Annotated in this window: 10 protein-coding genes and 1 other annotated feature; of the genes, 9 read left to right on the top strand and 1 reads right to left on the bottom strand. The window is 48.0% G+C overall.

From position 1 onward, the window contains the following. The first annotated feature begins 24 nt into the window (after window positions 1-24). The 3 genes from hemL (at window position 25) to ysxE (ending at window position 4464) form a co-directional block, all read left to right on the top strand. Window positions 25-1314 carry a glutamate-1-semialdehyde 2,1-aminomutase gene (gene hemL, locus G4O42_RS12865; protein WP_032873800.1) on the top strand — a complete coding sequence of 430 codons (1290 nt, stop codon included), beginning with the start codon at window positions 25-27 and terminating at the stop codon, window positions 1312-1314. Window positions 1315-1446: 132 nt separating this feature from the next. After that, window positions 1447-3408 carry a LysM peptidoglycan-binding domain-containing protein gene (locus G4O42_RS12860; protein WP_032873802.1) on the top strand — a complete coding sequence of 654 codons (1962 nt, stop codon included), beginning with the start codon at window positions 1447-1449 and terminating at the stop codon, window positions 3406-3408. Window positions 3409-3441: 33 nt separating this feature from the next. Beyond that, entirely contained in the window at window positions 3442-4464 is a 1023-nt protein-coding gene (gene ysxE, locus G4O42_RS12855) for a spore coat protein YsxE (protein WP_012118110.1), read from the top strand. A gap of 14 nt (window positions 4465-4478) precedes the next feature. Here the strand turns inward: ysxE and G4O42_RS12850 are convergent, their stop codons facing one another. After that, window positions 4479-4670: a hypothetical protein gene (locus G4O42_RS12850; RefSeq protein WP_007612879.1), complete on the bottom strand. Its 192-nt coding sequence runs from the start codon at window positions 4668-4670 to the stop codon at window positions 4479-4481. Window positions 4671-4842: 172 nt separating this feature from the next. Continuing rightward, window positions 4843-5064 (top strand) — a binding site (T-box leader). 58 nt (window positions 5065-5122) lie between these two features. Between G4O42_RS12850 and G4O42_RS12845 the strand changes: the two genes are divergently transcribed. From G4O42_RS12845 to radC, 6 genes are all read left to right on the top strand, one after another. Further along, window positions 5123-7765, top strand: coding sequence for a valine--tRNA ligase (locus tag G4O42_RS12845; RefSeq protein WP_032873804.1), 2643 nt, complete (start codon window positions 5123-5125; stop codon window positions 7763-7765). Window positions 7766-7823: 58 nt separating this feature from the next. Further along, window positions 7824-9116 carry a bifunctional folylpolyglutamate synthase/dihydrofolate synthase gene (locus G4O42_RS12840; protein WP_032873806.1) on the top strand — a complete coding sequence of 431 codons (1293 nt, stop codon included), beginning with the start codon at window positions 7824-7826 and terminating at the stop codon, window positions 9114-9116. A gap of 139 nt (window positions 9117-9255) precedes the next feature. Beyond that, window positions 9256-10008, top strand: coding sequence for a prepilin peptidase (locus G4O42_RS12835; RefSeq protein ID WP_012118107.1), 753 nt, complete (start codon window positions 9256-9258; stop codon window positions 10006-10008). A 126-nt stretch (window positions 10009-10134) separates the two neighbouring features. Then, complete coding sequence (locus G4O42_RS12830; RefSeq protein WP_032873809.1) at window positions 10135-11136, top strand: SPOR domain-containing protein; 1002 nt, start codon at window positions 10135-10137, stop codon at window positions 11134-11136. A 140-nt stretch (window positions 11137-11276) separates the two neighbouring features. Then, window positions 11277-11846 carry a Maf family protein gene (locus G4O42_RS12825; protein ID WP_032873810.1) on the top strand — a complete coding sequence of 190 codons (570 nt, stop codon included), beginning with the start codon at window positions 11277-11279 and terminating at the stop codon, window positions 11844-11846. A 31-nt stretch (window positions 11847-11877) separates the two neighbouring features. After that, complete coding sequence (gene radC, locus G4O42_RS12820) at window positions 11878-12573, top strand: RadC family protein (protein WP_007408165.1); 696 nt, start codon at window positions 11878-11880, stop codon at window positions 12571-12573. The last annotated feature ends 17 nt before the right edge of the window (window positions 12574-12590 follow it).

Genomic DNA, 12590 nt, shown 5'->3' with positions numbered 1-12590 from the left:
TTCATTTGACGGGAGCTGAGGCAGATGAGAAGCTATGAAAAATCAAAAGCCGCTTTTAAAGAAGCGCAGAAACTGATGCCGGGCGGAGTGAACAGCCCGGTGCGCGCGTTTAAATCAGTTGATATGGACCCGATCTTTATGCAGCGCGGAAAAGGATCGAAAATTTTTGATATTGACGGCAATGAATATATCGACTACGTCCTGAGCTGGGGGCCGCTCATTTTGGGCCACACGAACGACCGGGTCGTTGAAAGCCTGAAAAAAGTAGCCGAGAACGGGACAAGTTTCGGGGCATCTACTGAAGTGGAAAACGAACTGGCCAAATTGGTCATTGACCGTGTGCCGTCTGTTGAAATCGTGCGGATGGTCAGCTCCGGCACAGAGGCGACAATGAGCGCCCTGCGTCTTGCAAGAGGATATACCGGACGCAACAAAATTTTGAAATTCGAAGGCTGTTACCACGGCCATGGTGATTCGCTGCTGATCAAAGCGGGATCCGGAGTGGCGACACTCGGCCTTCCGGACAGCCCGGGCGTGCCGGAAGGAATAGCAATGAATACGATTACTGTTCCATACAACGACTTGGAAAGCGTTGCACTCGCATTCCGGGAGTACGGTGAAGATATTGCCGGGGTCATTGTTGAACCGGTAGCAGGCAATATGGGCGTTGTTCCGCCGCAGGAAGGCTTTTTACAAGGACTTCGCGACATTACGGAACAGTATGGCGCGCTGCTCATTTTTGACGAGGTCATGACCGGTTTTCGCGTGGATTATAACTGTGCGCAAGGGTATTTCGGCGTGACGCCTGACTTAACGTGTCTCGGCAAAGTCATTGGCGGCGGTCTTCCTGTCGGTGCGTATGGCGGAAAAGCTGATATTATGGAACGAATCGCGCCGAGCGGTCCGATCTACCAGGCGGGAACATTGTCAGGAAATCCTCTTGCCATGACAGCGGGACTTGAGACGTTACAGCAGCTCACACCTGAATCTTACCAAGAATTTGTGAAAAAAGGCGATATGCTTGAAGAAGGCATTTCAAAAGCAGCTGAAGCACATGGCATTCCGCACACGTTTAACCGGGCGGGTTCAATGATCGGCTTCTTTTTCACAAATGAGCCTGTCATTAACTATGAAGCAGCCAAATCTTCTGATTTAAAGCTGTTCGCCAAATATTATAAAGGGATGGCTGACGCAGGCGTATTTCTGCCGCCGTCTCAATTTGAAGGATTGTTTCTCTCCACTGCGCATACAATGGAGGATATTGAAAATACCATTCAAGCCGCTGAGAAAGTGTTCCAGGCGATCAGCCGCTGATACAGAAAAGCCGATGCAAGCAAGACTTGTATCGGCTTTTTTCAATGCCTCCATTATCATATTTCCCCGGATTGCGGCATACACCTTTAGTGACATCTAATTGTATGGATTAGATGAAAGGAGGATATGAACTTGCCGCATAATCACCGATTGCAATTTTCTGTTGAAGAATCAATCTGTTTCCAAAAAGGACAGGAAGTTTCTGAATTACTTTCGATTTCATTAGACCCTGACATCAGGGTGCAGGAAGTAAATGATTATGTCTCAATTAAAGGATCACTAGAACTTACTGGCGAGTACAACATAGATCACAGCAGTCATTTTGAAGAGCTTGATAGGGAGCTGAGGCATGTAGAGGAAGTGAGGGCGAGGGAGGATGGCACGGCCGAGCTCATTCATTGTTTCCCGGTGGACATTACGATTCCGAAAAATAAAGTGAGCCACCTCAATGATGTTTTCGTATTTATTGATGCCTTTGATTATCAGCTGACGGATTCAAGGATCTTAACCATTCAAGCTGATTTGGCAATTGAAGGGCTGCTTGAGGAATCCGAGCCAAAAGAGCCGGAGATCCCTTTGTACGTGGCGCCTGAATTTGCCAGAGAAGAAATGATCAATCTTGCCGGACATCATTCTGAGGGCGAAAACGAACCAGAATTAATGATACGCCATGAGCCTGAAATACCTTTGACTGTATCAGAAGAAGCAGCACAAGAAACCGAGAAGAACGAGGAAGAAATCCCGCCTTTAATCAGGCTGGAGGAAGAAGAGCAGGAAGCAGCCCCGATTCTGAGGGAGCGGGAAGAAGAGCAGGAAGCAGTCCCGATTCTGAGGGAACGGGAAGAAGAAGAGCAGGAAACTGCCCCGATTCTGAGGGAACGGGAGGAAGAAGAGCAGGAAGCAGCCCCGATTCTGAGGGAGCGGGAAGAAGAGCAGGAAACTGCCCCGATTCTGAGGGAGCGGGAAGAAGAAGAGCAGGAAACTGCCCCGATTCTGAGGGAACGGGAAGAAGAAGAGCAGGAAGCAGCCCCGATTCTGAGGGAGCGGGAAGAAGAGCAGGAAGCAGCCCCGATTCTGAGGGAACGGGAAGAAGAAGAGGAAGAAGCTGCCCCGATTCTGAGGGAACGGGAAGAAGAAGAGCAGGAAGCAGCCCTGATTCTGAGGGAGCGGGAAGAAGAAGAACAGGAAGCAGCCCCGATTTTGAGAGAGCAGGAAGAAGAAGAGCAAGAAACTGCCCCGATTCTGAGGGAGCAGGAAGAGGTGCCGAAACCTGTTTCCTTTACTGAGCCTCCTCCTCCTGTTTCCTTCCAACACGAAGAAGAGCCGGAAGAAGCTGAGGAGCCTGCAATCATGTCGGCTGTGAGGAATGAACCTGTATTTGAGGATGATTCAGCAGAAGTCCAGGAAGAGCCAAAAGATGATATCGAACCGGTTTTCCCTGCGTTCACTCTGACTCCGCATGCGGAAAAACCAAAAATTGCGGAACAGCCCTTCCTTCAAAAAGAAGAGCAGCCAGAGGCCGAGCCGCTTCTCCGTCAGAGCGATCATGAGGCGGCAGAAGACGAAGATGAGCCTGCGGTTTTTCAAGAAGAGCAGGCGCCCGTTTATCGCGAGTTCGTTCCGGAACAGCAGGAAGAGGAGTTTTACAGCGCTCCTAAGCTGCTTGAAGAAGAGGCTCAGGATGAAGAAGGGTTTGAAATTGAGGTAAGGAAGATGGCGCCGCCGGAGGAGGAAACCGGGAAGCCTCTCGATTTGTCATTTCAGTTTTCCAAACTGCCGCCTGAGGAGCCGGCGCAAGCTGAACAGCCTGAGCCGCTTAAGCCTGAAAGAAAGAATGAAGAAGCGGCACCGGGAACCGAGCAGAAGGAAAATGACAACTCTCATTACTTGACAAAATTATTTACAAGGGAAGAAGAAAAGTTTTCAAGAATGAAAATTTGTATCGTACAGCAGCAAGATACTATCGACCGGGTGTGTGAACGATATGACATAACATCCCAGCAGCTCATCAGAACGAATGCTTTATCGTTTGATGACGAGCTTGAAGAAGGTCAGCTTCTGTATATACCTGAATATAATAACAGCCATGCGTAAGCACAAAGAGGCCGTAAAAATGTGGTGAATGGAATGGAAGCAGTCCAATCAGTGCTTCAGGAATACGGGCTGGCGGCTGAGTATATTGAGCCTGTCAGCCCGCATGTTTGGAAGGTCTACTCAAACTACGGCATTTTTGCTTTGAAACAGCTCAAGCCGGCCCGCAGCAGTGAATTTACGGATCTTATGATTGAGATTGAGGAGAAAGGCTACCGATCATTTGTGCCGATCTGCCGCACGTATGCCGGCGATTTTTTTGCGGGAAGACAGACGGAGAATTCTTATTATTTAATGCCTTGGCTTCAGTACGATCAGGAAGAGGAACGGGATCAAAAACATGTTTACCTTTTTAAAGAGGTCGCGAAGCTCCATTCTGCGACTGTGCGGGACATCCAAATCCGGACTGAAGATATCAGCGGCTTTTATGAAGCAACGAAAAGAGATTGGGAAAATGATAAGCTTGTCTATGAACAATTCGCCGACCGGGCGGAAAAAGAGTGGTATCTTTCACCTTTTGAACTGCAGGCTGTTACGTATCTTACAGAAACGGTTTCCGCCGTCAATTTTGCTCTGGAACGTCTGGAAGAATGGTTTGACGCGGCAAAGGATCATGACAAGACGAGAGCGGTGATCAACCACGGCAGCTTATCGAGCCGCCACTTTCTGTATAATGATGCGGGATCGGGCTTTTTCACGAATTTCGAGAAAGCTGCGCTGGGCCCTCCGCAAAATGACCTGCTCGGCTTTTACTCCAGAATGTTCAGAAGCTATCCGAAAGCATGCCCGGAATGTCTGGACTGGTTTTATACGTATCACAAATCATTCCCGCTCCGTGAAGCGGAAATCAGCCTGTTTCTCAGCTATATGGCTTATCCATCCGCCATGTACAAAGTGCTGAAACGGTATCAGACCGGCCAAAGGGGCTCTGAAAAAGAAGAGTGCACGCAATTATTAAGAGCGTTTTGGCAGATGAAAAATGTTGAGCCTTTTCTCATGAAGGTTCATCAGATTGAACGGGAGAAAAAAATAAAAGCGGAAAACGAGTCCTCTTCATAACGGGACTCGTTTTTTTATATCCATTCCAAATGCAGGGCGCACGCTAAAAACAGCAGGATGGCAAGCAGCAGGACATCAAAAGTGGTCGGAAAGAAAATCGTCCTGATCCCCTGAAAGATCGTAATCGGGATTATGACTTGCGCGGATACAAGGCGGACCTGTCTGGCCCACTGGGGGAGCGAATAAGAATTGAATTTTTTTCTCACGGGCAATTCCTCCTCACATTCGCCTTTCTATGTATCGTATGTAAGGGAAAGGGCGGGGTGCATGCCCATTTATGTATGACGGCAGCGGTTTTTGGAAAAGATGATTGACGAATCAAAAACACTTTTACTATAATAAAGAACATAATAAATAAGATCATGAGCTGATATAAATACACCTGCTTTGAACGGGAAGAGTACAAGAAAGACGCATGAAGAGAGAGAAGCTACTGTGCTGAAAGGCTTCTTATGCCGTCTCATTGGAAGGTCGCCCGGGAGCATAATTTCTTGAACATACAGTAGAGAAATTCGGGCCGCACCCGTTATCCGTTTAAGTGCATGAACAAATCTGTTCATGAAAAAAGGTGGTACCGCGAAAGAGCTTTTCGTCCTTTATCAGGATGAAGGCTCTTTTTTAGTTGCTCAGCCATTTCTAAACATGCTGGAGGGTTATCATGGATACAAATGAACAAACAATGCCGACAAAATATGATCCGTCTGCGATTGAAAAAGGCCGCTATGATTTTTGGCTGAAAGGAAAATATTTTGAAGCGGGCGGCGATCAAACGAAACAGCCGTATTCTGTCGTCATTCCGCCGCCGAATGTGACGGGCAGGCTGCACCTCGGACATGCGTGGGATACGACGCTGCAAGATATCGTTACGCGTATGAAACGCATGCAGGGCTATGACGTGCTCTGGCTTCCGGGCATGGATCACGCCGGCATCGCCACTCAGGCAAAAGTCGAAGCGAAACTCCGCGAACAGGGCACAAGCCGTTATGACCTCGGCCGTGAAAAGTTTCTGGAAGAAACGTGGAAGTGGAAGGAAGAGTATGCTGATTTCATCCGCAGCCAATGGGCCAAGATGGGACTTGGACTCGATTATTCACGTGAACGTTTCACTCTTGATGAAGGGCTGAACAAAGCCGTGCGGGAAGTATTCGTCAAGTTGTACGAGAAAGGCTTGATTTACAGAGGCGAATATATCATCAACTGGGACCCTGCCACAAAAACGGCTTTATCCGATATTGAAGTGATTTACAAAGACGTACAGGGCGCGTTTTATCATTTGCGCTACCCGTTAGCAGACGGTTCAGGCTCAATTGAAATCGCGACCACCCGTCCGGAAACGATGCTTGGCGACACGGCTGTCGCGGTTCATCCTGAAGATGAGCGCTACAAGCACTTAATCGGCAAAACGGTGATTCTGCCGATTACAAACCGCGAAATTCCGATCGTCGGCGATGATTATGTTGATATGGAATTCGGATCAGGCGCCGTTAAAATCACGCCTGCCCATGATCCGAATGACTTTGAACTCGGAAACCGCCACAATTTAGAGCGGATTCTCGTCATGAATGAAGACGGAACAATGAATGAAAAAGCGCTGCAATATAACGGCATGGACCGGTTTGAATGCCGCAAAAAACTCGTCAAAGATCTTCAGGAATCCGGCGTTCTCTTTAAAATCGAAGACCATATGCATTCTGTCGGCCACAGTGAGAGAAGCGGCGCCGTTGTTGAGCCGTACCTGTCCACACAATGGTTTGTCAAAATGCAGCCGCTGGCCGATGCTGCGGTTGACCTTCAGTCAAAAGAAGAGAAAGTTCACTTCGTTCCTGACCGGTTCGAGAAAACGTACCTGCACTGGATGGAAAATATCCGTGATTGGTGTATTTCCCGTCAGCTGTGGTGGGGCCACCGCATCCCGGCTTGGTATCACAAAGAAACAAAAGAAGTGTACGTCGGCCTTGAGGCGCCTGAAGACAGCGAAAATTGGGAACAGGATTCAGATGTGCTTGATACATGGTTCAGCTCCGCGCTTTGGCCGTTTTCTACAATGGGCTGGCCTGATGAAAACGCTGAAGACTTTATGCGGTATTACTCAACCGATGTTCTTGTAACGGGATATGACATCATTTTCTTCTGGGTATCCCGGATGATTTTCCAAGGCCTTGAGTTTACCGGCGAGCGTCCGTTCAAAGACGTGCTGATTCACGGCTTAATCCGTGACGAGCAGGGCAGAAAAATGAGTAAATCCCTTGGGAACGGCGTGGATCCGATGGATGTCATCGACAAGTACGGAGCGGATTCCCTGCGCTATTTCCTGGCAACCGGAAGTTCACCGGGACAGGATCTCCGTTTCAGCTATGAAAAAGTGGAATCCACATGGAACTTCGCAAATAAAATTTGGAACGCCTCCCGTTTTGCATTAATGAACATGGACGGCATGACGTATGACGAGCTTGATCTGTCCGGTGAAAAATCAGTTGCTGATAAGTGGATCCTCACAAGACTGAATGAAACGATAGAAGACGTAACACAGCTTGCGGATCGTTATGAATTCGGTGAAGTCGGACGCCACCTGTACAACTTTATCTGGGACGATGTGTGCGACTGGTATATCGAAATGGCGAAGCTTCCGCTGTACGGGGAAGATGAAGCGGCGAAGAAAACAACCCGTTCTGTTCTGGCATACGTGCTTGACCAGACGATGCGTCTTCTTCACCCGTTTATGCCATTCTTAACGGAAGAAATCTGGCAGCACCTTCCTCATGAAGGCGAGTCAATCACGATCAGCTCTTGGCCGGTTCCGGTGCCGGAGCATACGGATAAAGAGGCAGCGGCGGATATGAAACTGCTCGTTGAATTAATCCGTTCTGTCCGCAATATCCGGAGCGAAGTCAACACGCCGATGAGCAAGCAGGTTGAGCTTTACATTAAAACAGCTACCGAAGACATTGCCGGCCGCCTTGAGAAGAACCGTTCTTACGTTGAACGCTTTACGAATCCGAGCACGCTGAAAATCGGGACGGATATCACTGCAGCAGACAAAGCGATGACAGCGGTCGTCACCGGAGCGGAAGTCATTCTGCCGCTTGAAGGGCTGATTAACATTGATGAGGAGATCGCCCGTCTGCAAAAAGAATTCGACAAGCTGACAAAAGAAGTCGAACGCGTTCAGAAAAAACTCGGCAACGAAGGATTCATTAAAAAAGCTCCTGAGCATGTCATTGAAGAAGAACGCGGAAAAGAGAAAGACTACACGGCAAAACGCGAAGCTGTCCGGCAGCGGATTGCAGAGCTGAAAGGCTGATAAAACAGCGGGGCGGTTTCCTAAGAAACCGCCTTGTCGTATAAAAGAGGGGATTTCATTGTTTAATACGTACAAAGAAGCGATCAGCTGGATTCACGGCAGACTCAAGTTCGGCGTTAAGCCGGGCCTTCTCCGTATGGAAAAGCTGATGGAAAAACTGGAACACCCGGAAAAGAACATTCGCGCTATTCATGTGGCGGGCACAAACGGCAAAGGATCGACCGTCGCTTTTATCCGTTCCGTGCTTCAAGAAGCCGGTTATACGGTCGGCACGTTTACATCGCCTTACATTATTACGTTTAATGAGCGTATCAGCGTCAACGGCACGCCGATTTCTGATGAGGAATGGAGAACACTCGTTAATGACATAAAACCGATAGTCGATGAGCTTGATAAGACCGATGCCGGAACGGTGACAGAATTTGAAATCATTACAGCGTGTGCATTTTTATATTTTGCGAAGCGGGCTGATATCGATTTTGTCATTTTTGAAGCGGGGCTCGGCGGCACATTTGATTCAACCAATATTGTGAATCCGCTCCTGTCGGTCATTACAAGTATCGGACATGACCATATGGCGATTTTAGGCAATACCATCGAGGAGATCGCCGGGCAGAAAGCCGGTATCATTAAAAATTCCATTCCGGTCATTACGGGCGTCAATCAGCCGGAAGCACTCGGCGTTATTGAAGCGGAAGCCGAAAAAAAGCAGGCTCCGTATCAGTCACTATATAAAACGTGCAGACTGTTTAATGAAGCGGCGCTTCCGTCCGGTGAAAGCTTTTCGCTGGAAACGGAAACGAAATGCTATGAAAACATTCAAACGTCGCTGATCGGCATTCACCAAAGGCAGAATGCGGCATTGGCGATATTGGCCGCTGAATGGATGAATCGTCTGGGAGCCGCAGCGATTTCTGAAGAAGCAATGCGAAACGGACTGAAAAAAGCATCATGGCCGGGCCGGTTTGAACGTCTTCAAAACCGCCCTTTAGTGTTTGCGGACGGCGCACATAACGAAGAAGGTGTTGACACACTGACAGAAACGATCAGGCAGCGCTTTGCCGATAAAAACGTTCATGTCGTATTCAGCGCATTAAAAGACAAACCGTATCAGGAAATGATTAAAAAGCTGGAAACCGAAACGGACTCCATTCACTTTGTATCATTTGACTTTCCGCGTGCTTCAAGCGCCGAAGCCCTTTATAACGCAAGCAGTCTAGCGGATAAGAGCTTCGATGAGAACCCGGACAGTGTGAAAGAATGGATAGAACAAAAAGACGGGGCGGATGATGTCATCATCATTACCGGTTCCTTATATTTTATTTCAGAAATGAGAAAGCGGCTTATCTGACAGCCCCTCGGATGCCCGGCAGACCCTTTTTAGGTTTTGCCGGGTGTTTTTATGCTGAAAATATATTTTCAGCCATTTCAGTCATGGTGTTTTTCTTTGCTATAATCTGAGCCAGATTGATAGTAAAGGTGTGGTCTGAGTGCTTTTGATTCTGTTTTTTCTCGGTTTGATTTTCGGTTCTTTTTTTTATACAGCAGCGTGCCGTATCCCGCTTCGAATCTCGGTTATTTCGCCGCGTTCAGCCTGTTCGTTTTGCCGCTTGCCGCTCTCCTGGGGGGAGCTTGTGCCCGTCGTTTCTTATATTCTGCAAAGAGGCAGATGCAGAAACTGCCGTGCAAAGCTGTCGGTTATGTATCCGGCGGCGGAATGCTGGACGGCGTGTTTATTCACGGCTGCAGGCATTCATTTCGGTTTCTCAAAAGAACTGTTAGTCGCGCTGTTATTTCTGTCTCTGCTCATGATTGTTACTATGACGGATCTGCAATATATGCTGATTCCTGACAAAGTTCTGCTGTTTTTTCTTCCGCTTTTCATCGCCGGCCGCATGTTTTCTCCGCTGGATTCATGGTATGCAGGGTTTGCCGGAGCCGTTTGCGGATTTTTTCTGCTTGTTTTTATCATGTTTGTCAGTAAAGGAGGCATCGGCGCAGGTGATGTGAAACTGTTTGGGGTGATCGGCCTGACGCTCGGCGTGAAGCTCGTGCTCATTGCATTCTTTCTTTCCGTTATGATCGGAGCCGTATACGGCATGTGCGCCGCAGCCCGGGGCAGGCTTGGTAAAAAGCAGCCATTTCCGTTTGCGCCGGCCATCTCAGCCGGGAGCGCTTTGAGTTATTTATACGGTGAAGAGCTGTTTTCGTTTTACATCAAGCTCGCTTCAGGCGGAGCTTAAAAAATTTGGCGAACGTTTTTTGGACAAGACGACAAAAGTCTTGTTCTTTTTTTTTACGCCTATGCTAAAGTGTGAACCATGATCAGTTCAAGGTACGGCCAAGACGAATGCAAGGGGGAAGAGACGTTGAAAAAAAGGAAGAGCAAAAAGCACAGCAAAGCCAAAAACAATGCCCTTAAAGTAACCATTAACGGACAAGAAGAAACGATGTATGGACAAGAAGATGTGAATGAAGGCGGGGAGAAGACCGTCACATTTTCCAATTGGGAAGAAACAAAAAAGGCGGAGCAGGAGACCGCCGCCTCCCATGAAGATCCGAAAGAAGAAGATTTCAATTGGGATCATGAGAAGAATTCTGAGGTATTTGAAGATGACCCGAAAGTCGTGCCGCCATACCAGAAGAAAAAAACAGGCCCTCATTTTCCGCAAAAAAAGCAGCCGTCTTCTCCAGTTAAAAAAGCGGTCACGACAATTGCCGTTGCGGCTGTTTTAGGCACCGGGCTCGGCCTTGTCGCCTTAAATATGTCGGGAAGTAAAGAAGCCGCCGCTCCAGCATCAGCTGACAAAGGTTCACAAGGGCAGACGGTGAAAGCGGGAGATGTTTCTAAAGACAAATCTGAAACAGCCGGCACAGGAGATGCGGAATCTTCAGAGGGAAACTATAAAACATATGCGGTGCAGGCCGGAAAATTTTCATCAGAAAAAGGAGCGAAGACGCTTGTTGACCAGCTGACTGAAAAAGGATACTCGGCCGTTTCTTTGGCAAAAGAAGACGGGTACACTTATGTGATCGCCGGGCTTGCCGCGGAAAAAAGCTTATCACAGCAATTGGGCCAGACGCTGATAGACCATGATTTTGAGGCTTGGGGCGGAAAAGAGCTCAGCTTTGCGGTCGATTCAGGGCTGAAAGACTCTTTTAAACAAGCATCTGAGCTCTCCGCCAAAGCGATTACCGGCAAAGATCTTTCAAAAACGGAAGTAGCTGAAGCGGCAAAAGCGGCAGACGGCGCAGACGCCGCTGACAAAAAGCAGAAAGAGGCCGTGCTCCAAGCGCTGAAAGAACTGGAAACGTCGGGTTCAGAATCCGGCTGGAAAGCCCAAAAAGAGCTTTTAAGTGTTGTAAAATAGTATCTTATTTCCCGTCATCCGGCGGGATTTTTTATTTTGTCATCAAAAAGTTATTTTTCTGAAATTGTGGTTGCCCGTTAGATTTGGTAGGATAGACAAGTATCTTTTTTTCTTAAGCAAACCCTGAAAGGATGACAACCATGACAAAACGCTTAATACTCGCATCACAATCTCCGCGAAGAAAAGAACTCCTTAATCTTCTTCAGATTCCTTACAGCATTATTGCAAGCCGCACAGAAGAAAAATTAAATCGAAACCTTTCGCCGGAAGAAAACGTCCAATGTTTGGCCGAGCAAAAAGCCGGTGCTGTATTGGCCGAAAATCTCGATGCAGTCGTTATCGGGGCTGACACGATGGTGTGCATAGACGGCGAATGCCTCGGCAAACCGCATGACAGAGAAGAAGCGGCACACATGCTGCGGAGGCTTTCCGGCCGAAGCCATCAAGTCATTACGGCGGTCAGCATTCAGACGCATGACCGGAAAGAAACGTTCTGTGACACGACGGAAGTGACGTTTTGGCCGCTCAGTGAAGACGACATACAGCTCTACATTGAAACAAAAGAACCGATGGATAAAGCAGGTGCATACGGCATCCAAGGAAAAGGCGCGCTTTTAGTGAAAAAAATAGACGGTGATTTTTATTCTGTCGTCGGGCTTCCTGTCGCTAAAACAATGAGAGCCTTGAAAGAATTTAATATAAAAGCTTGATGTTCAAACCGGGAAGGGGAACAAGGAGGGGTTGATCATCCGTGATCTGCCGTTAAAATTAAGAGATTTCCCCGAAAAAGAAAAACCGAGAGAGCGGCTTCTGCACTTCGGAGCCGAACATCTCTCTAACAATGAATTGCTCGCCATCCTGCTGCGGACGGGAACGAAACATGAGTCCGTCATGAACCTCGCTCACCGGCTGCTGCGGACGTTTGACGGGCTGCGACTGTTAAAAGGCGCCTCTGCCCAGGAGCTTTCCAGCATTCCCGGAATCGGCACGGTGAAAGCCGTTCAGATTCTTGCCGCAATTGAGCTGGGGAGCCGCATTCATAAGACATCCGCCGGGGAGCATTGCGTCATCCGCTCTCCGGAAGACGGGGCGAAGTATGTGATGGAGGATATGCGCTTTTTATCCCAGGAGCATTTTGTCTGTTTATATTTAAATACCAAAAATCAAGTCATTCATAAACGCACCGTTTTTATCGGAAGTCTGAATTCATCTATTGTCCACCCGCGGGAGGTGTTTAAAGAAGCTTTCAAACGATCCGCCGCGTCCTTCATTTGTGTTCACAATCATCCTTCAGGAGATCCTACACCGAGCAGGGAAGATATAGAGGTAACCAGGCGGCTTTTTGAGTGCGGAAATTTAATCGGCATCGAGCTGCTGGATCATTTGGTCATTGGTGACAAAAAATTTGTGAGTTTAAAGGAAAAAGGATATTTGTAACACTTTTTTTTTCGTTG

The sequence above is a fragment of the Bacillus sp. LUNF1 genome (assembly GCF_011008975.1).
Lineage (GTDB): Bacteria > Bacillota > Bacilli > Bacillales > Bacillaceae > Bacillus > Bacillus velezensis.
Note: the sequence above shows the minus strand (reverse complement) of the source record. Positions and strands in the feature narration are given on the sequence as shown.

Coding starts and splice junctions, on each gene's coding strand:
- G4O42_RS12845 (WP_032873804.1), top strand. CDS start 5,123: ATGGATACAAATGAACAAACAATGCCGACAAAATATGATCCGTCTGCG.
- hemL (WP_032873800.1), top strand. CDS start 25: ATGAGAAGCTATGAAAAATCAAAAGCCGCTTTTAAAGAAGCGCAGAAA.
- ysxE (WP_012118110.1), top strand. CDS start 3,442: ATGGAAGCAGTCCAATCAGTGCTTCAGGAATACGGGCTGGCGGCTGAG.
- G4O42_RS12825 (WP_032873810.1), top strand. CDS start 11,277: ATGACAAAACGCTTAATACTCGCATCACAATCTCCGCGAAGAAAAGAA.